This window comes from Mycobacterium sp. UM_CSW (assembly GCF_000455205.1).
Lineage (GTDB): Bacteria > Actinomycetota > Actinomycetes > Mycobacteriales > Mycobacteriaceae > Mycobacterium.
Genome location: NZ_AUWQ01000012.1, coordinates 179937 through 199887, shown reverse-complemented (window position 1 = coordinate 199887; position 19951 = coordinate 179937). Strand labels below are relative to the sequence as shown.

The 19951-nt window shown below is 68.7% G+C and carries 16 protein-coding genes and 1 pseudogene; 8 read left to right on the top strand and 9 right to left on the bottom strand.

Going from position 1 to position 19951, the window contains the following annotated elements; all coding sequences use genetic code 11:
* A partial coding sequence (locus tag N415_RS05785; protein WP_068178104.1) for a 13E12 repeat family protein occupies positions 1–1128 on the bottom strand: 1128 nt, incomplete at its 3' end.
* Between the two features lie 187 nt (positions 1129–1315).
* Between N415_RS05785 and N415_RS05780 the strand changes: the two genes are divergently transcribed.
* The 3 genes from N415_RS05780 to N415_RS05770 are packed head-to-tail and all read left to right on the top strand — an operon-like array spanning position 1316 to position 6362.
* Positions 1316–2452, top strand: coding sequence for an exonuclease SbcCD subunit D (locus N415_RS05780; protein ID WP_068178101.1), 1137 nt, complete (start codon positions 1316–1318; stop codon positions 2450–2452).
* Positions 2449–5070, top strand: coding sequence for an ATP-binding protein (locus N415_RS05775; protein WP_068178099.1), 2622 nt, complete (start codon positions 2449–2451; stop codon positions 5068–5070). Before N415_RS05780 ends, N415_RS05775 begins: the two co-directional genes overlap by 4 nt.
* 38 nt (positions 5071–5108) lie before the next feature.
* The gene (locus N415_RS05770; RefSeq protein WP_068178096.1) at positions 5109–6362 is read left to right on the top strand and encodes an alpha/beta fold hydrolase; all 1254 of its coding nucleotides are present in this window, start codon (positions 5109–5111) and stop codon (positions 6360–6362) included.
* Here N415_RS05770 and N415_RS05765 read toward each other — a convergent pair.
* The 4 genes from N415_RS05765 to N415_RS05750 are packed head-to-tail and all read right to left on the bottom strand — an operon-like array spanning position 6349 to position 11804.
* Complete coding sequence (locus N415_RS05765; protein ID WP_081665082.1) at positions 6349–8085, bottom strand: ABC transporter family substrate-binding protein; 1737 nt, start codon at positions 8083–8085, stop codon at positions 6349–6351. The genes N415_RS05770 and N415_RS05765 overlap by 14 nt on opposite strands.
* A complete protein-coding gene (locus tag N415_RS05760; RefSeq protein WP_068178090.1) occupies positions 8078–9919 on the bottom strand; it encodes an ABC transporter ATP-binding protein in 1842 nt (613 codons plus the stop codon). The genes N415_RS05765 and N415_RS05760 overlap by 8 nt, the downstream gene beginning before the upstream one ends.
* Complete coding sequence (locus N415_RS05755) at positions 9916–10830, bottom strand: ABC transporter permease (protein WP_068178087.1); 915 nt, start codon at positions 10828–10830, stop codon at positions 9916–9918. Before N415_RS05755 ends, N415_RS05760 begins: the two co-directional genes overlap by 4 nt.
* Positions 10827–11804 carry an ABC transporter permease gene (locus N415_RS05750; RefSeq protein WP_068178086.1) on the bottom strand — a complete coding sequence of 326 codons (978 nt, stop codon included), beginning with the start codon at positions 11802–11804 and terminating at the stop codon, positions 10827–10829. Before N415_RS05750 ends, N415_RS05755 begins: the two co-directional genes overlap by 4 nt.
* Before the next feature lie 136 nt (positions 11805–11940).
* Here N415_RS05750 and N415_RS05745 point away from each other — a divergent pair, with 136 nt between their 5' ends.
* On the top strand, positions 11941–12432 hold the full coding sequence (locus N415_RS05745) for a carbonic anhydrase (RefSeq protein WP_068178084.1): 492 nt from the start codon (positions 11941–11943) through the stop codon (positions 12430–12432).
* Between the two features lie 69 nt (positions 12433–12501).
* On the opposite strand, the gene N415_RS05740 is transcribed toward N415_RS05745, so the two are convergent.
* Positions 12502–12921 (bottom strand): PaaI family thioesterase, encoded by a 420-nt coding sequence (locus N415_RS05740; protein ID WP_068178081.1) that lies wholly within the window; start codon positions 12919–12921, stop codon positions 12502–12504.
* Between the two features lie 129 nt (positions 12922–13050).
* Here N415_RS05740 and cysD point away from each other — a divergent pair.
* From cysD to N415_RS05725, 3 genes and pseudogenes are all read left to right on the top strand, one after another.
* A pseudogene (cysD, locus tag N415_RS05735) lies at positions 13051–14036 on the top strand (sulfate adenylyltransferase subunit CysD).
* Positions 14036–15877: an adenylyl-sulfate kinase gene (gene cysC, locus N415_RS05730; protein WP_068178075.1), complete on the top strand. Its 1842-nt coding sequence runs from the start codon at positions 14036–14038 to the stop codon at positions 15875–15877. The pseudogene cysD and the gene cysC overlap by 1 nt, the downstream one beginning before the upstream one ends.
* Positions 15878–15909: 32 nt before the next feature.
* Positions 15910–16395 (top strand): RrF2 family transcriptional regulator, encoded by a 486-nt coding sequence (locus N415_RS05725; protein WP_068104856.1) that lies wholly within the window; start codon positions 15910–15912, stop codon positions 16393–16395.
* Here N415_RS05725 and N415_RS05720 read toward each other — a convergent pair.
* Both N415_RS05720 and N415_RS05715 read right to left on the bottom strand, forming a co-directional pair.
* Positions 16392–16781, bottom strand: a complete 390-nt coding sequence (locus N415_RS05720; RefSeq protein ID WP_068178072.1) for a VOC family protein — start codon at positions 16779–16781, stop codon at positions 16392–16394. The genes N415_RS05725 and N415_RS05720 overlap by 4 nt on opposite strands.
* Positions 16782–16886: 105 nt before the next feature.
* The gene (locus N415_RS05715; protein ID WP_068178177.1) at positions 16887–17300 is read right to left on the bottom strand and encodes a VOC family protein; all 414 of its coding nucleotides are present in this window, start codon (positions 17298–17300) and stop codon (positions 16887–16889) included.
* A gap of 39 nt (positions 17301–17339) precedes the next feature.
* Here N415_RS05715 and N415_RS05710 point away from each other — a divergent pair, with 39 nt between their 5' ends.
* A complete protein-coding gene (locus N415_RS05710; RefSeq protein ID WP_068178068.1) occupies positions 17340–18218 on the top strand; it encodes an LLM class flavin-dependent oxidoreductase in 879 nt (292 codons plus the stop codon).
* Here N415_RS05710 and N415_RS05705 read toward each other — a convergent pair.
* Entirely contained in the window at positions 18215–19930 is a 1716-nt protein-coding gene (locus tag N415_RS05705; protein WP_068178064.1) for an NAD-binding protein, read from the bottom strand. The two genes, N415_RS05710 and N415_RS05705, sit on opposite strands and share 4 nt — an antisense overlap.
* Between the last annotated feature and the right edge of the window lie 21 nt (positions 19931–19951).

The following is a 19951-nucleotide window of genomic DNA, read 5'->3' as shown; positions in this document are numbered from 1 at the left end:
GGCCACGGTGCATCCCGGCGCGCTGCAGCCGTGTTCCTTGCCGTACAACACGATTCGCTGGGCCGGGGAGGCCAGCCGTTTGGTGTGATACAGCGCCAGGGCTTTGCCGTTGTTGTGATCGAAGATGGCCAGGTACTGCCGCGCGTGGCGGGCCAGGCGGATGACGTCGCTCATCGGCAAGATGCTGCCCCCACCGGTCAACCCCCGGCCGGCGGCGGCTTCCAGTTCGGCCAGTGTGGTGGTGACGATGATCGAGGCGGGCAGCCCGTTGTGTTGGCCCAGCTCGCCCGAGCAGAGCAGCGCGCGCAGCGCGGCGGTCAGCGCGTCGTGGTTGCGCTGGGCGGCCGAGCGGGCGTCTTTGTCGATCGCGTCCTGAGACGCTGGGCCGTCGACGGCGGGGGCGTCATCCAGCGGGTTGCACATGCCGGGGGCAGCCAGCTTGGCCAACACCGCTTCCACGGTCGCACGGGCTTGCGGGGTCAAACAGCCGCGCAGTTCTGACATCCCATCGGGGCCTTGGGGACCCAACGTCAGCCCGCGCCGCCGAGCCCGGTCGTCGTCGCTGTAGGTGCCGTCGGGGTTGAGGCAGTCGGCCAGCACGGCGGCCAACTCGGCTAATTGCTCGGGACGATACTGGTTGCCCTCGCCGGCCAACTTGGCTTCCACCTGCTCGCGGGTGGCGTGGTCGACCCAGCCGGGCAACTGGCGGAAAAACCGCCGGATCACCCGCACCTGCCCGGCGCCCAGGGTGCCCTGCCGTTGGGCGGCGGCGGTGGCGGCCAACACCGGCGCCAACCGCTCCCCAGTCAGACCGTGGCGCGGCCCCAGCTCGGCCGCCTCGCTGATGCGCCGAGCAGCCTCGCCGCGACTGATCAACGCCGCCTCGGCGATCGCATGCGACAGCTTGCCACCCAACTCCTCCGCGGTGGCCTGCCGCGCCAGGCAATTGATCATCGGGTGCTCCACGGCCGGCAGCCGCCGGCGCACCTTCTCGCAGCGCTCCAGCAACGCCAACCACTCCGTGGTGCTCAGCGCCTCACAATCCAGCCCGACCACCGCGTCCATCGCGGCATCCAGCGCATCAAACGCAGCCGCGATCGCCTCCCGATCACCGACGCTGGAACTCATGTCCCCAAACTAGCCAAGGGGTCCGACAAAAAACCTCGCGCAGAAATTGAGTGTGAAACAAGGGATTTGACGGGGCGAAACCGCTGGTTTCCCGGAGACCTGCCGAGCGAGGTCCCGCGTCTTGTCGGCGCGCAGACCTAGACTTCGCGGTGCCCTGATAGCCACGACTCGAAAGGGGGGCCGCCGGATGCGATTCCTGCACACCGCCGACTGGCAACTGGGCATGACGCGGCACTTCCTCGCCGGCGACGCGCAGCCGCGGTATTCGGCCGCGCGCCGCGACGCGGTGGCCGGGCTGGGCGCGCTGGCGGCCGAGGTGGGCGCCGAGTTCGTCGTCGTCGCCGGCGACGTCTTCGAACACAATCAACTCGCCCCGCAGGTGATCGGCCAATCTCTGGAAGCCATGCGCGCCATAGGGATTCCCGTCTACCTGCTCCCGGGCAACCATGATCCACTCGACGCGTCGTCGGTCTACACCAGCGCGCTGTTCACCGCCGAACGCCCCGACAACGTCACCGTCCTCGACCGGGCCGGCGTTCACGAAATCAGGCCCGGGCTCGAGATCGTCGCCGCGCCATGGCGGTCCAAGGCGCCGACCACCGACCTCGTCGCCGACGTACTCGACGGCCTCACGCCCACCTCAGCGACCCGCATCCTCGTGGCGCACGGCGGCGTCGACGTTCTCGATCCCGATCGGGACAAACCCTCGCTGATCCGCCTTGCGAAACTCGACGACGCCCTGGACCGCGGCGTGATCCATTATGTGGCGCTGGGCGACAAACATTCGCTCACCAAGGTCGGCGACGGCGGCCGCGTCTGGTATTCGGGCTCGCCGGAAGTCACCAACTTCGACGACGTCGAATCGGACCCCGGTCACGTGCTCGTCGTCGACGTCGACGACGGCAGCGTCGCCGTTGAACCCCGGCACGTCGGCCGCTGGCGGTTCGTCACCCTGCACCGCCACGTCGACACCAGCCGCGACATCGCCGACCTCGACATGAACCTCGACCTGATGAAAGACAAGGACCGCACGGTGGTGCGGTTAGCGCTGACCGGATCGTTGACGGTCACCGACCGCGCCGCGCTGGACGCGTGCCTGGACCGCTACGCGCGGCTGTTCGCCCACCTGCGCACCTGGGATAGCCACACTGACCTGGCGGTGGTTCCCGCCGACGGCGAGTTCAGCGACCTCGGCATCGGCGGATTCGCCGCCGCCGCCGTCGACGAACTGGTGGCGACGGCGCGGGAGGGCAACGCCGACGCCGCCGACGCCCAAGCCGCATTGGCCCTGCTGCTGCGCCTAGCCGATCGGGGCGCCGCGTGAAGCTGCACCGGCTCGTCCTGACCAACTATCGCGGCATCGCGCACCGCGAGATCGAGTTCCCCGACCACGGCGTGGTGGTGGTCTGCGGCGCCAACGAGATCGGCAAGTCCTCGATGATCGAGGCGCTCGACCTGCTCCTGGAATCGCGGGACCGCTCCACCAAAAAGGAAGTCAAGCAGGTCAAGCCGACCCACAGCGACGTCGGCTCCGAGGTAAAAGCCGAAATAAGCTGCGGTCCTTACCATTTCGTCTACCGCAAACGGTTCCACAAGAAGTGCGAAACGGAGCTGACGGTGCAGACGCCGCGCCGCGAACAGCTCACCGGCGACGAAGCCCACGAGCGGGTCCGGGCGATGCTGGCCGAGACCGTCGACAACGACCTCTGGCACGCCCAACGCGTTTTGCAGGCCACGTCGACGGCCGCGGTGGACCTGTCCGGCTGCGACGCGCTGTCGCGAGCGCTCGACGTGGCCGCGGGTGACGCGGCCGCGTTGTCGGGCACCGAGCCGCTGTTGATCGAGCGGATCGACGCCGAATACGGCCGCTACTTCACCCCGACCGGACGGCCCACCGGCGAATGGGCCGCCGCGATCGGCCGCCTGAAAGACGCCGAGGCCGCGGTCGCCGAATGGACGGCGGCGGTGGCCGAGGTCGACGACCGGGTGCGACGCCACGCGGAGCTGACGGAGCGGGTGGCCGAGTTGTCGCAGCAGCGCGCCGCCGCCGGCCCCCGGTTCGAGGCCGCCCAGAGAGCCGCCGACCGGATCGCCGAACTGACCAACCAGGCGCGCGAGGCCAAGCTGCGCGCCGACGCCGCGACCGCCACCTGCACCGCGGCGGGCGCCGCCCACACCGGGAGGGTGCGGCTGCTCACCGAAATCCAGACCCGCACCGCGAGCGTCGCCGCCGCAACGGCCGAGGCACAGCAGGCCGCAGACGCGCAGAAGGCGGCGGCGGCCGACGCGCAGGCCGCCCACGAAGCCGTCGAAGCAGCCGCCGAGCGACTGGCCGACCTTAAACACCGCGCCGAATCCGCGCGGCGCGCCGTCGATCAGCTCGCCGCCCGCGAGGAGGCTGACCGGCTGAGCGGCCGGCTGGCCAAGATCGCCGCCCTCCAAAGCGACCGCCACCGCGTCTGCGCGGAGCTGGCAGCGGTCAAGATCACCGACGAGTCGCTGCGGCGCATCGAGGACGCCGCCGCCGCCGTCGATCGCATCGGCGGGCAGCTGGCACTGACGTCCGCCGCGGTGGAATTCACCGCCATTGCCGACATCGAGGTCGCCACCGGCGACCAACGCGTGTCGCTGCCGGCGGGCGAAAGCTGGTCGATCACCGCGACGGGCCCCACCACCGTCGAGGTTCCCGGCGTGCTGACCGCGCGGGTCACCCCCGGCGCGACCACGCTGGACGTGCAAGCCAAATTCGCTGCGGCACAAGACGAATTCGCTAAAGCGCTGCAAGCCGCCGACGTGGCGGACCTCGCGTCGGCGCGCTCCGCCGACCAGCGCCGCCGCGAACTGCAGGGCTGTCGAGACCAATTGGACGCCACGGTATCCGGGCTGTGCGGCGACGAAACCGTCGACCAACTGCGGGAGCGGCTGGCGCAGCTGCGCGCGGATCAACCGGCCGACCCGGACGTCGTCCCGAAAGACGCCGACACCGCCCGCACCGAACTGGACGCCGCGGAGGCCGCCCACGCCGCCGTGGCCACGGAATGCGAACAGCGCCGCAAAGCCGCGACGGCCGCCGACGCCGCGCTGGCCGAGGCGTCAACGCGCGCAACGGTTTCCCAGAACGCGCTGCAGGCCCAACGCGCCGAGCTGGACGCCGCCACCGACCGGCTCGCCCGCGAGCGCGCCGAGGTGAGCGACGAGGACCTCGCGTCGGCGGCGCAAGCCGGGCTCAAAGACAAAGAGGACGCCGAGCGCCGCGTCGCCGAACTCGCCGACGCGCTCGCGGGCGCCGCACCGGACGCGGTCGCCGCCGAATTGACCGCCGCAACCGAGGCGGCCGACGCGCTGCGCGACCAATACGAAGACGCCAACCGCGCCTTGCGTGAAATCGGCATCGAGCTCTCGGTTTTCGGCAGCGAGGGCCGTCAGGGCAAGCTGGACGCCGCGCACACCGAACGCGAGCACGCCGCCAGCCAGCACGAGCGGATCGGCAGCCGGGCACGGGCCGCCCAGTTGTTGCGCTCGGTGATGACACGGCACCGCGACACCACCCGGCAGCGCTACGTCGAGCCCTATCGCACGGAACTGCAGCGGCTCGGTCGCCCGGTGTTCGGCCTCGATTTCGAGGTCGACATCGACAGCGACCTGTGCATCCGCAGCCGCACCCTCAACGGCGTCACGGTGCCTTACGAATCGCTGTCCGGTGGCGCCAAGGAGCAGCTCGGCATCCTGGCCAGGCTGGCGGGCGCGGCCCTGGTGGCTAAGGAGGACAGCGTCCCGGTGGTGGTCGACGACGCGCTGGGTTTCACGGATCCCGATCGCCTGGCCAAGATGGGGCAGGTGTTCGACACCGTCGGCGCGCACGGCCAGGTGATCGTGCTGACATGCAGCCCCGACCGTTACGACGGCGTGCACGACGCGCACCGAATCGACCTCAACGTTTAGCATGAAGCGCTCGACGGTATTTGTCTTGGTGGAGCGCTATGACCATGAACTCGAAACGGCGTCGGCAGCAGGAAAAGCTGGCCGCGCTGCCCGGCGTGCGCGCGGTGCGTCGGCCGGTCGAGCCGGGTAGCGCCGAAGAGTTCGATCTCTACTACGTGCGCGGCGGCCGCAAGTCCGCCCACCCGCTGGTGATCATCCCGGGCGGCCCGGGAGTCGCGTCGGTCCAGATGTACAAGGGCCTGCGCCGACGGGCCGCGGCCGCGGGCCTCGACGTCATCATGATCGAGCATCGCGGCGTGGGGATGTCGCGCCACGACGACTCCGGTGCGGACCTGCCGCCCGACGCCCTCACCGTCAATCAGGTAGTCGACGACGTGGCCGCCGTGCTCGACGACGCCCGCGTGGATTCCGCCGTCATCTACGGAGCTTCCTACGGCACCTACATCGCCGCCGGAGTTGGCGTGCGCCACCCGGGCCGGGTGCATGCGATGGTCCTCGATTCGCCGCTGCTGTCGCGCCACGACATTGTGATCGTGCGCCGCGCGATCCGCCGGCTGCTGCTCCGGGGCGACAGCCCCGAAACCGCCCCGCTCGCACCGAAAGTCCGCAAGCTCGTCGATGCCGGCGTCATGACGGCGGCGGCCACCCAAGTCGTCGCGACGATCTACGGCCATGGCGGGGCGACGCTGCTCGACCGGCAGCTCGACCTGCTGCTCGATGACCGAAAGGTGTTGTGGTGGGCGCTGTCCCGATTCGCGACCCTCTCCAACCTGCCGTACCGTTACGAGGAAGACCTGGTGAGCCGCATCGCGTTCCGCGAACTCGACTATGCCGCCGAGCCCGACGGCCTGCCGCTGGACCCCGCCGTGGCCGAACGCGAAAGCCGGACCCAGACGGCAACTTTCGAGGATGAGCCATACGACCTGCCAGCCCAGATGCCGAATTTCGGCTGGCCCACCGCGGTGATCTCCGGCGGCCGCGATCTCATCACGCCGCCGCCGGTCGCCCAGCGGGTGGCGTCCCTGATTCCCAACGCGCAGCTGCTCAAGCTTCCCACCATGGCCCACAGCGCGCTGGACTTTCGGGAACCCGCGGCCCTGGCCGTCGCCGGCGCGGTGTGCCGCGGCGAATTCGAGGGCCTGGTCGCCCAGGCGCCGGCGCTGGATGAGCTCCCGCCGCGGCCGTCGGTCCGCTTGCTGTGGAAGGCGATCGAGCTCGCCGCCATTGCCGAGAGCACCCTACCCGCCCTGCGCGTCCCCGCGCCGTTGCGGCGGCGGGTCAGGTCCGGATGAACCCGATCGCGGTGTAGTTCAGGTCGCCGAGGCCGGCTGCCCCGAAATTCGCCAGCGTGCTGCGCACCGCGACATCACCGGGGGATTGGGTCAGCGGCAGGCTGAATCCCTCGGCCCAGATGAGCTTGTCGAGGTCGTTGGCCAAGGCCTGTGCCTTGGCGGGATCGAGTTCTTCGAGCGTCCGCTCGATCGCGGCGTCGATCTCCGGGCTGCCGATCTTGCCGAAGTTGCTTGCCCCGTCGGACTGGTAGATCTGCGTCAGCGACGAGAGCGGGAATGCGTCGCCGAGCCAGCCGAACTGCGCGATGTCGAAGGCCCCGACGTTGACGTAGTTGGTGAAGAAGCCGCTGCCCGACCGCGCGACGAGTTCGAGCTTGACGCCGATCTGGGCGAGGCTGTGCTGGGCGATCTGCGCGAACACCTTGCTGCCCTGCGCGTCGTAGAACAGGTCGCGGATGACCAGTTGGCGGCCGTCACGCTCGCGGAACTGGCCGCCCCGCCTCCACCCCAGTGCGTCAAGCTCCCGGCTCGCCGCGGCCGGGTCGTAGGGCACGACGGAGCTGTTGTCCTGGTAGCCCTGTTGGCCGGCGACGTAGATGTGGTTGCCCAGCGCGACCGGATTGCTGGTGAGGCCGTACTGGACGACCTTGGCGATGGTCTGGCGGTCGATGCCCTTGGCTACGGCGACGCGTAATGCCTTGTCTTCCAGGATCGCCCCGGGGGCGCCGTTGAAGGTGAAGTGCGACCAGCTCGGCGCGGGCGCGCGCCGTATCGAAATGCCCTTTGTCCGTTGGGCGATCGTCAGCTGGTCCACGGAGCCGATCCCGGTTGCGTCGATCGTGTTGTTCTGCAGCGCCGGCAGCCGGGCGGCGTCGTCGAGCACCAGGTAGGTGATGCTGTCCAGCCGCGGGGGCGTGCCCCACCATTTCGGGTTGCGGGTCAACACGATTCGCTGGGTGGTCCGGTCCAGTGAGGACACGATGAACGGCCCGGCCGTCGGGCCGGGCGCGTCGAGCTGGCCCTTGTTGAACACCTCGGGCGTGGAGGTCATGCTGGCCGGCAGCAGCATGCCGTTGCCCGCGAACATGCCGCGCCACTCGGCGTACGGCTTGGCGAACGTCATGATGGCCTGCCGGTCGTCGACCCCCCGCGTCACTGACGCGACGCGATCGGCGCCGCTGAATCCGGCGATCTCGAAGGCCTTGTCGACGCCGCTGAGTGCGTGGATTTGGCTGGCGATGTCCTGCCAGGTGACCGGCGTGCCGTCGGACCACACGGCCTTGGGGTTGATGGTGTAGGTGACCACCTGGGGGTTGGTCCCGGTGAGCTCGACGCTGGTGAAGTAGTCGGTGTCGACGGTGGTCGAGCCGTCCGGGCCGATGACGAACGCTCGTGGCAAGGTCGCCTTCATCATCGAGGCGACCTCGGCCGAGTTGCCGTCGATGCTGAGAATGTTGAAGTTCGGCGGAAAGTCGCTGAGCGAGAGCCGCAGGTTGCCGCCGTCCTGGAGCGTGGCGGGGTCGCGCGGGTTGAGGTCGCTGGTGGTGCCGATCGAGGCCTTGTTTCCCGTAGTGGGCGTCAGGTCGATGGCCGGTGAGCATCCGGTGAGCACCAACCCGGCGACCAGCAACGGACTCAGCAACCGTCGAGACTGCGTCCAGCGCCTGAAATGAGCCCACAAAGACGCTCTGAGCGCAGTCTCGGTGACAGAAAACCTAGACATACTTCCCCGGATCAGGTTGGGGCACCGCGCCCAGCAGCCGCCGCGTGTAATCGTGCTGCGGATTGGCGAACAGCTGCTCGCTGTCGCCCTGCTCCACGATGGCGCCGGCATACATCACCGCAACGTCGTGCGCGAGGTGCTTGACCACCGAAAGGTCGTGGGAAACAAAGAGGTACGACAGGCCGAATTGTTCCTGCAGGTCGAGCAGCAGGTTGATGATCCCGGCCTGGATGGAGACGTCGAGGGCGGACACCGGCTCGTCGAGCGCCAGGATCTTGGGCTGCAGCGCCAGCGCCCGCGCGATGCCGATGCGCTGCTTCTGACCACCGGAAAACTCGGCGGGGTAGCGGGTCGCGTCCGCGCGGCGCAGGCCCACGATCTCCAGCAGTTCGGCCACCCGCGTAAAAGTGGCGTTCTTGTCGAAGCCGTTGGCCCGCAACGGTTCGGCCAACAGCTCGAAGACCGGCAGCCGCGGATCCAGCGACGCCACCGGGTCCTGGAACACGACCTGAATGTCACGCCGTATCTCCCGCCGGCGCGCCGGGCTCAACGCCGCGACGTCGTTGTCCAGCACCTCGATCGAACCGGATTGCGGCGCAACCAGTTCCAGGATCTCGTGCAGCGTCGTCGACTTGCCCGAACCGGACTCGCCGACTATGCCCAACGTGCGGCCCTGCCGCAGCTCGAAGCTGATGCCGTCGACGGCCCGGACCTCCCCGACGGCGCGACGGAACACTACGCCCTTGGTCAGCCGGTAGGTCTTGACCAGATCGCGCACCCGGACCACCACCGGCGAGTCACCAGGAGTCGCCTCGACGCGCGCGGAGGTGTTCACCCCGTAGATGTCCGCGGCGCTGCGGTCGCCGACCCGATCGGTGCGGATGCAGGCGGCCCGATGATCGACGCCGACCTCGATCAATTCCGGTTCGGCGGCGCGACATTCGTCGATGGCCAGCGGGCAGCGCGGCGCGAAGGGGCAGCCCGGATCCAGCCCCGCGAGCGACGGCGGCGCGCCGGGGATGGGCACCAGCCGGGTGCCCTGCGTGGCGTCCAGCCGGGGAACCGACCCCAACAGCCCGACGGTGTAGGGCATCTGGCGGGCCCGGTACAGGTCGCTCACGGCGGCGGATTCCACGACCCGCCCGGCATACATCACCAGCGCCCGGTCGGCGAACTCGGCGACCACTCCCAGATCGTGCGTGATGATGAGCACCCCGGCGCCGGTGACGTCGCGGGCCGTCTTGAGCACTTCCAGGATCTGCGCCTGCACGGTGACGTCCAGCGCGGTGGTGGGCTCGTCGCAGATCAACAGGTCTGGGTCGTTGGCGATCGCGATCGCGATGACCACGCGCTGCCGTTCGCCGCCGGACAGCTCGTGCGGAAACGCCCGGGCACGTCGCTCGGGCTGTGAAATACCAACCAGCTCAAGCAGTTCGACCGCGCGCCCGCGGGCGGCCTTGCGCCCGACGTGCGGCTGGTGGACCTCGATCGCCTCGGCAATCTGGTCGCCGACGGTGTACACCGGCGTCAGCGCCGACATCGGATCCTGGAACACCATGCCGACCGTCTTGCCGCGGAACCGTGACATCGCGTCGTCGCCGAGTCCCAAGAGCTCGGTGCCCTGCAACCGGACGGAGCCGCGCACGCGTGCGTACTCCGGCAGGAGCCCGACCACCGCCATCGCCGACACGGACTTGCCCGAGCCCGATTCGCCGACCATGGCCACGACTTCGCCGGGTTCGATGTGATAGCTGATGCCGCGCACCGCGGTCACCGGCGGGCCGTCACTCGGGAACGTGACGGCCAGGTCGGAAACTTCCAGCAGCGGGCTCATAGGGCGCCGCCCCGCCCCAACCCGCTGCCCGGGTCGAGCGCGTCGCGCAGCCCGTCTCCGGTCACGTTGGCGCACACCAGGATCAGCACCAGGACCCCGGCCGGGAACAGGAACACCCATGGGAAGGTGGTCGCCGACTGGGTGCCGTTGGCGATCAGCGTGCCCAGCGACACGTCGGGCGGCTGGATTCCGAAACCGAGGAAGCTCAGGCCGGTTTCGGCGAGGATGGCCGACGCGACGTTGAGCGCGGCGTCGATGATAAGGATGGACGCCACGTTGGGCACCACGTGGCCGACGATGATCCGGCGGCTGGAGACGCCCATATACCGTGCGGCGCGGATGAATTCGCGCTCGCGCAGGCTCATCGTCATGCCGCGGACCATGCGCGAGCTGATCATCCACCCGAAGGCGGCCAGCAGCAGCACCAGCAACAGAACGCTGGACGACTTCTTGACCCGCGGCGTCAGTATCGCGATCAGGATGAAGCTGGGCACTACCAACAGCAGGTCGACCACCCACATCAGCACCCGGTCCCGCCATCCGCCGAAGTAGCCGGCGACCGACCCGACCGTGGCGGCGATGCCGGTGGAGATGAACGCCACGCAGACGCCGATCAGCATCGACTTCTGCATGCCCCGCAGGATCTGGGCCAACAGATCTTGGCCCATCGCGTTGGTGCCCAGCCAGTGCCGGGCGTTCGGCGGCTGCAGCAGCGCATTGAAATCGAGGTCGTCGTAGGAGTAGGGCAGCAGCGACGGCAGCGCGTAGCAGCCGACGAACAGCAGCACCAGCAGCGTCAGCGACACCACCGCGAGCCGGTTGCGCCCGAACCGGCGCAGCACCAACGTCCGGCGCGACGTGAACCCTTCCGGCGTCGAAACCCCTTGCGCCGCAGCCACTTGAGACGTCATGACACCCGCACCCTCGGATCGAGCGCCGCGTAGAACACGTCCGACAACAGGCCGGCCAGCAACACCACCGTGCCGGAGAACAGCGTGATGGCCGCGATGATGTTGGTGTCCTGCGCCGAAATGCCTTGCACCAGCCATTCACCCATGCCGTGCCAGCCGAAGATCTTCTCGACGAACACCGCCCCGGTGACCAGGCCGGCCACCCCGTAGGCGAACAGCGTCGCCAGCGGTATCAGCGCGGTGCGCAGCCCGTGCTTGAACAGCGCGCGCCGACGGGTCAGCCCCTTGGCGCGGGCGGTGCGAATGAAGTCCTGCCCGAGGACGTCGAGCATCGCGTTGCGCTGATATCGGCTATATCCCGCCGCGGCCATCAGCGCCAGGGTCAGTGTGGGCAGGATCAGGTGCCGCAATCGGTCCAGCGATTGCGCCCAGAACCCGCCCGCCACGCCGGGCGACGTCTCCCCGGTGTAGTCGAACAGATGCATGTCGAGGGCCCAGTTGACCCGCAGCGCACCCAGGATCAGCAGGTTGGCGATGACGAACGACGGAGTGCTCAGCAACAGCAGCGCCAGCAGCGTGACGACGCGGTCGCTCAGCCGGTACTGCCGGATCGCGCCCCACGCCCCGGCGACGATGCCCAGCACCGTGCCCACCAGCGAGCCGACGACCAGCAGCCGCAGGCTCACCCCGACGCGGCGCCACAGCGTGGTGGCGACGGGCTGCCCGGTGATGGTCGTGCCGAAGTCGCCGCGGACGACGTGCGAGGCCCAGTTGGCGTAGCGGATCGGTATCGGCTTGTCCAAGCCGAGCGCGTGGGCCTTGGCGTCGATGACGGCCTGCGGCGGGCGCGGGTTGCGCTGCAACAGGCTGTCCAGCGGCGAGAAGGCCACCGAGGTCAGGCAATAGGTCAGAAACGACGCCAGCGCCAGCAGCACGATGTAGTTGAGCAACCGGCGCGCCAGGAAACGAATCATGCCCGACCGAGCCGCCCGTGCCGCATTGGGACAGGTTAACCAGCCGTGCTAGTCCTTGTGATCCGGCTGATTTTCATGCGTGAATTACGGGTGGCTCGCTGCTACTTTCAGGCCGCCACACCCCAAGGAGGCTTGCGTGACGGTTACCGACGACTACCTGGCGAATAACGCCCAATACGCGAGCACCTTCAAGGGCCCGCTGCCGTTGCCGCCGAGCAAGCATGTCGCGGTGGTCGCGTGCATGGACGCGCGGCTCGACGTCTACCGCATCCTGGGCCTCAACGAGGGCGAGGCCCACGTCATCCGCAACGCGGGCGGCGTCGTCACCGACGACGTCATCCGCTCGCTGGCCATCAGCCAGCGGCTGCTGGGAACCCGGGAGATCATCCTGATTCACCACAGCGACTGCGGCATGCTCACCTTCACCGACGACGAGTTCAAGCGCGGCATCCAGGACGAGATCGGGGTCAAGCCGCCCTGGGCGGCCGAGGCGTTCCCGGACCTCGCCGAGGACGTCCGGCAGTCGCTGCGCCGCATCGAGAACAGCCCGTTCGTGACCAAGCACGTGTCGCTGCGCGGCTTCGTCTTCGACGTCGCCACCGGCAAGCTCGAGGAAGTCACCCTTTAGCGCGAGCAGACGCAGAATCGCATCCAAAGTCGCGATCTAGTGCGATTCTGCGTCTGCTCGCCGCAATAGCTAGCCCACCTTGTACGTCGCGAGCGCCTTGGCGACCAGCGTGCCCGACGGGTCGACGATCTCGGCCTCGCAGTTGACCAACGACCGGCCCCGCCTCAGCACCCGGCCCACCCCGATCAGGTCGGTGGCCCGTGCCGGGGCCATGAAATCCAGCGTCATCGACACCGTCACGCCCCGCAGCGACGGGGGAGCGTCCGCACCGCACCACGCCGCGGCCATGACGGTCAGGTCGGCCAGGGTGGCGATGGCGCCGCCGTGCACCATGTCGCCCACGGTGACGTTGGTCGGATCCCACGGCAGCCGCAGCCTGACCTCGTCGTCGGCCAGCTGATCGGCGACGATCCCCAGCTTCGCGACGAACGGCGATTGGGGGAGGAATTGCGAAATGACTTCGCGGCCGCTCTGCGTTTCAGTCGTCATGCGCTCATGCTCACGCACCCACCCGCCGGCGCAAAAGGCAAGTGACCCGGCGTGGCGTAATGCGTCGCCTGCTCGTCACCCGCGCCAAACCGTTGACATCGGCGGGGACGGCTGGTTCTATATACGACAATGACCATAAAGATGGTCAATTCGACCAAGTTTATCAAGAATCCAATGAGGTGCCTATGACCAGCGCTGTGAACACGGCCCCGGCGGCCGGCCAGTACGAGTTGAGCCATCTGCGCTCGCTCGAGGCCGAGGCGATCCACATCATTCGGGAGGTGGCCGCGGAGTTCGAGCGCCCCGTCCTGCTGTTCTCGGGCGGCAAGGACTCCATCGTGATGCTGCACCTGGCGCTCAAGGCGTTTAAGCCCGGGCGGCTGCCGTTCCCGGTGATGCATGTCGACACCGGCCACAACTTCGACGAGGTGATCGCCGCCCGCGACGAGCTGGTCGCCGAGTCCGGGGTCCGGCTGGTGGTGGCGTCGGTGCAGGAGGACATCGACGCCGGACGGGTGGTCGAGACGATCCCGTCGCGCAACCCGATCCAGACGGTGACGCTGCTGCGCGCCATCCGCGAGAACAAGTTCGACGCCGCGTTCGGCGGGGCGCGCCGCGACGAGGAGAAGGCGCGCGCCAAGGAGCGGGTGTTCAGCTTCCGCGACGAGTTCGGGCAGTGGGACCCGAAGGCCCAGCGGCCCGAGCTGTGGAACCTCTACAACGGACGGCACCACAAGGGCGAGCACATTCGCGTCTTCCCGCTGTCCAACTGGACCGAGTTCGACATCTGGTCCTACATCGGCGCCGAAAAGATCAAGCTGCCGTCGATCTATTTCGCGCACCGGCGCAAGGTGTTTCAGCGCGACGGCATGCTCCTGGCGGTGGACCGGCACATGCAGCCGCGCGCCGACGAGCCGGTGTTCGAGGCCACGGTGCGGTTCCGCACCGTCGGCGACGTCACCTGCACCGGGTGCGTGGAATCCGAGGCTGCCACGGTAAGCGAGGTCATCGCCGAGACGGCGGTGGCGCGGTTGACCGAGCGCGGCGCGACCCGCGCCGACGACCGGATCTCGGAGGCTGGAATGGAAGACCGCAAACGGCAGGGCTACTTCTGATGACAACGCTATTGAGGCTCGCGACCGCCGGATCCGTCGACGACGGCAAGTCCACCCTGATCGGGCGCCTGCTGTATGACTCCAAGGCCGTGATGGAAGACCAATGGGCGTCGGTGGAGCGGGCGTCGGAGGAGCGCGGCCACGACTACACCGACTTGGCGCTGGTGACCGACGGCCTGCGAGCCGAGCGGGAGCAGGGCATCACCATCGACGTCGCCTACCGCTATTTCGCAACTCCCAAGCGGAAATTCATCATCGCCGACACGCCGGGACACATCCAGTACACCCGCAACATGGTGACCGGGGCGTCGACGGCTCAGCTGGTGATAGTGCTCGTCGACGCCCGCCACGGTCTGCTGGAGCAGTCCCGCCGGCACGCCTTCCTGGCGTCGTTGCTCGGTATCCAGCACATCGTGCTGGCGGTCAACAAGATGGACCTGATCGACTGGGACAAAGAAAGATTCGAGTGGATCCGCGACGAGTTCCACGCCTTCGCGGCCCGGCTCGACGTGCAGGACGTGGCCACCATCCCGATCTCGGCGCTCAACGGCGACAACGTGGTGACCAAGTCGGACAACTCGCCGTGGTACGAGGGCCCGGCGCTGCTGTCGCACCTCGAGGAGGTCTACATCGCCGGTGACCGCAACCTGGTCGACGTGCGCTTCCCGGTGCAATACGTCATCCGGCCGCAGACCCACGAGCATCGCGACCACCGCAGCTACGCCGGCACCGTGGCCAGCGGGGTGATGCGCCCCGGCGACGAGGTGGTGGTGCTGCCCGTCGGCAAGACCACCCGGATCACCGCGATCGAGGGCGCAGGCGGCCCTGTGGAAGAAGCGTTTCCACCGATGGCCGTCTCGGTGAGCCTGGCCGATGACATCGACATCTCACGCGGCGACATGATCGCGCGCGCCCACAACCAGCCGAGGGTCACGCAGGATTTCGACGCGACCGTGTGCTGGATGGCCGACAACTCGGCGCTGGAACCGGGCCGTGACTACCTCATCAAGCACACCACCCGAACCACCCGCGCACGCGTGACGGGGCTGGAGTACCGGCTCGACGTCAACACCCTGCACCGCGACAAGGGTGCAAGGGCGTTGCAGCTCAACGAACTTGGCCGCATTTCGCTGCGGACCCAGGTTCCGCTGCTGCTCGACGAGTACACCCGCAACTCCAGCACCGGCTCGTTCATCCTCATCGACCCGAACACCAACGGCACGGTGGCGGCGGGCATGGTGTTGCGCGAAGTCGCGGCGCAGACGGCAAGCCCGAACACCGTGCGGCACAAGTCGCTCGTCGGTGCGGAAGCCCGGCCGAAAGGCAAGACCGTGTGGTTCACCGGTCTGTCGGGCTCCGGGAAGTCGTCGGTGGCGATGCTGGTCGAGCGGACGCTGCTCGAAAGCGGCATTGCCGCTTACGTTCTCGACGGCGACAACCTGCGCCACGGCCTGAATGCGGACCTGGGTTTCTCCATGGCCGACCGCGCCGAGAACCTGCGCCGGCTGGCGCATGTGGCGGCGCTGCTGGCCGATAGCGGTCAGGTGGTGCTGGTGCCGGCGATCAGCCCGCTAGCCGAGCATCGCGAATTGGCCCGCAGGGTCCACGCCGACGCCGGCGTCGACTTTTTCGAGGTGTTCTGCGACACGCCGCTCGATGAGTGCGAGAAGCGTGATCCCAAGGGGCTGTACGCGAAAGTGCGCGCCGGTGAGATCCAGAACTTCACCGGCATCGACAGCCCATATCAGCAGCCCGAGAATCCGGATCTTCGGCTGACGCCGGATCGCAGCGTCGAGGAGCACGCGCAGCGGGTCATCGACCTGCTGGAGTTGCGCCCCTAGGGAACGCTTACCGGGGTGGCACAATCCTCACCATGCGGATGTCGGCCAAGGCGGAGTACGCGGTGCGCGCGATGGTCCAGCTCGCCACGGTCGACGGCGGCACGTTGGTGACGACCGACGAATTGGCCCAAGCCCAGGGCATACCGCCGCAATTTCTCGTCGACATCCTCACCAACCTGCGCACCGATCGCCTGGTGCGAAGCCACCGCGGCCGGGAGGGCGGCTACGAATTGGCCCGGCCCGGAAACGAGATCAGCATCGCCGACGTCCTGCGCTGCATCGACGGCCCGTTGGCGAGTGTCCGCGACATCGGGCTCGGCGATTTACCGTATTCGGGGCCCACCGCGCCGCTGGCCGACGTGTGGCGGGCGCTGCGCGCCAGCATGCGCTCGGTCTTGGAAGAGACCAGCCTGGCCGACGTCGCGGCCGGCGCCCTGCCCAAGCACGTCGCGCAGATGGCCGATGACTACCGGAGCCAGGAACACGCACGGCACGGCTCACCGCGCGCCGGCGATTAGCCGCCCGAGCCGTAGGGGCGGGTCAGGATCTCCATGGCGTGCCCGGAGGGATCCAGGAAGTAGACCCCGCGGCCGCCGTCCCGAGTGTTGATCTCGCCCGGTCGGTTGGCCCCCGGGTCGGCCCAGTGCTCCAGGCCGCGGGATTTGATCTTGCCGTAGATGGCGTCGAAGTCGTCCTCGGACACCAGAAATGCGTAGTGCTGGCGCCGGATCTCCTCGCCCTCGGGCGCGTCGGCGTAATCGAGCGTGGCGCCGTGCTCGAGCGCGACGGCCATGAAGTGACCGAACGGCTTCGGCTCCGGCAGGCCGAACAGCTCGGCGAGGAACTCCGCGGACTTCCGCTTGTCCCGCGAGGCGACGATGGTGTGGTTGAAACTGATGGGCATAGTTCCTCTTTACCCCTCCCGACCCCTCACGCGAGCGCGCGTGTTTGTACAACGACACGCCGTGACGTCTGTCATTTTGCGGACCTTCGCGCGAAGACCGGATCGCTACTTGGGCGCCGTGAGCTCCAGCGCGATGTTGTCCGGGTCGCGGAACTCCAGAATGTACGACGGCCCAATGTCTTTGACGGGCTCGTGCGGCACCCCGACCTCGTCGAGATGCGCGGCCGCCGCGTCCAATTCGGCCCTGCTGGCGAGCCGGAACGCGATGTGGTCGAGACCGCAGCGGTCCTCATGGAAGCGGTCCTTGGCGACGGGCCGCAGGCCGAGCAGCGTGCCGCCCAGGTCGTAGATGACGCCGCCGAACAGGAAGCCGAACTGGTTGCGGGTGGCTTCGTCCGCGTTCTCGGGGACCTCGAGCAACACCGGCCAACCGAACACGGCCTCGTAGAACTGCCGTGACCGTTCGATGTCGGTGACGGTCAGCCGGACGTGCGCGATGGAGGTACTCGTGAAACCCATCTGCTTCATGGTGCCAGAATCGCGTCTGTGCAGATAGCGATGACCATGCCGGTGATGGAGCCGGACCTGGATGCGACGGTGTTGGAGGCCTGGGCGCGCGCCATCGACGAGGGCCCGTTCTCGTCGCTGTGCTGGGGCGAGCGCATCGCGTTCGAAAACCCGGACAACCTGACGCTCCTCGGCGCGCTGGCCGCGTGGACCACCCGGGTGCGGCTGGTGACGACGGTGATCGTGCCGCAGCTGCACGATCCGGTCATGCTGGCCAAGGGCCTGGCCACCGGCGACATGCTGAGTGGCGGCCGGCTGACGGTGGGCATCGGCGTGGGCGGCAGGCACGAGGACTACCACGCCGTGGGCGCCGACCCGGCGACCCAGACGATGCGCGGCATGGCCGAACGCGTGGCGGTGATGAAACGGGTATGGGCCGGCGAGAAGATCACCGAGTCGGTGCTGCCGGTCGGGCCGGCCCCGGTTCAGCCCGGCGGCCCGCCGCTGTTCGTCGGCACCATGGGTCCCAAGACCGTCCGCAGCGCCGCGACCTGGGCCGACGGGCTGGCCGGTACCACGTTGGACCTCGACGTCGCCAAGCAGGACGAGCTGTTCGACGTGGCGCGGGAGGCGTGGGCGCAGGTCGGCAGGCCCAAACCGCACCTGGTGACGTCGTTCTGGTTCGCGTTCGGTGAACCCGAGCAGGCCCGCGCCCAGGTGCATCGGCACCTGCTGCACTACATGAACTGGATCCCGGCCGAATACGTCGACGCGATGGCGCCCATGACCGGCTGGGCCGGCAGCGAGGACGAGCTGCTGGCCGTCCTGCGGAAGTTCGAGGGAATCGGCACCGACGAGGTACAGCTCATCCCGACGAGTTCCGACCTCGACCAGCTGCGTCGCGCGGCCGACGTGGCGGCGAAGCTTTAGGCGGACGCTCGCTCGTCCTCGCTAGCGGGCTCTTGCGGCGGCTGCCCCTTGCGCAGCGTCGCCAGCAGCTCGCGATACGGCCCGACGAGGTAGACGGTGTCGCCGCCGCGCAGCCAGGCGTCGCGGCGCGGGTGCAGTTCCACCGGCGTGTCCTGGCGGGTGATCGCGATGACCCGGGTCTGGGTGGACAGCTCGAACATCTTCAGCCCGTCGAGTTCGCTGCCCGCCGCCACGTGCATGGCGCCGACCATGAAGGAACGCTGCCCCACCCAGAACGTCCCCAGCACTTGCAGCCCCATCGCGGCGCCGATGAACCACGGCGCGGCCAGATCAACCGTCGAGCGCACGTTCTCGAAGCCGAACCGCTGCGCCACCGCGGCCCCCAGCGCGCGGTCGTAGATGCGCAGCACGATCGGCACGTCGGGCCGGACCACCTCCGGCATCACCCGCGGACCGAGCATTTCGCGCAGCACGATCCCCGTCTCGATGTTGGTCATGTCGTCCTGGGTCAACACCGCCACCGCGCGGGCCCGGTCGACGCGGGCCGACGCCAGCGTCTGGCGCAGCGTCGCATCCCCGAAGATCACCGGCACGTCCAGATCGTCCGCCGCCGACAGGAAGCGGTTGTTGTCGTCTCGCTCGATGACCGCCACCTCGTAGCCCGCGCCTGCCAAATCGGCGACGACGCGGCTGCCGAACGACCCCAGCCCGACGACGATGACGTGATTGTGCAGGTGGCGGGCCCGCCGGCGCCCGGCCGAATGGGCGAAACGCCGCGACAACAGCAGGTCCGCCATGAACGCGACCAGCAGCGCCGTGGTCGTCACGCCCGCGAGCATCAGCATGATGCTGAACAAGCGCAGCCAGGTGGGTTGCTGCAGGAAGCTGAAGTCGCCGTAACCGACGGTCGCGATCGTCTCGGTGCTGAAATACAGCGCGTCGAGCCAGGTCATTGTCGCCCGAGGCTGGTAGCTGAAGCGCAACACGACCGTCGACCCGAGCAGCAGCAGCGCCACGGCGACCAGGGCGCGCGGCAGCATCGGGTTGACGTCGTCACGCAGGCCGCGGGCGGCATCGACCAGCCGACGCAGCCAGGCCCGGCGCGATCGCCTCGCGGTCGGCTTCGGAACCCTGATCCCGCGCGCGGCCAGCTCGTCGGCGGTGCCGATCATCGCGGTCCAGTCGCCGGCGTGCACCGGCAGATCCCGGCCCGGGCACGGCTCCACCGCGCCCGGCGTGGCGCAGTTCTCGCCGTGGATGACCGCCACGGGCGCCAGGTCGCCGTAGATCTCGCGCAGCGTCGCGTCGCGCGGCGCCTCGGAGCCCGAGACGACGAACTTGATGCCCGCCGCCTCGAACGGGTGCACGGTGTGGGCCAGGCAGGCCTCGACGACGGACGGCGCCGCGAGGTCCGCGACGTCCAGAATCGCGCCGGGGCGCTTGTCGGCGGCCATCGCCGTGCGCAGCACGTCGTTCGCCAGCCGCGCCACCACCCGGATGTCGGGGTTGGCTTTCCTTGCCAGCAGGGCGATTTCGAGATTGATCGCGTCGTCGTCGCCGGCGCAGATCACGGCGCGGGCGCGGGCGATCCCGGCGGTGGCGAGCTCGGTGGGGCTGGTGAGCTTGACGATGTGCACGCCGGCGTTGTTGAGTTCCTCGACGATCGTCGTCGCCAGCGCGTCTTCGCCGCTGACGATGATGTGGCTACGCATGCCGGAGCGGCGGATCTCCCT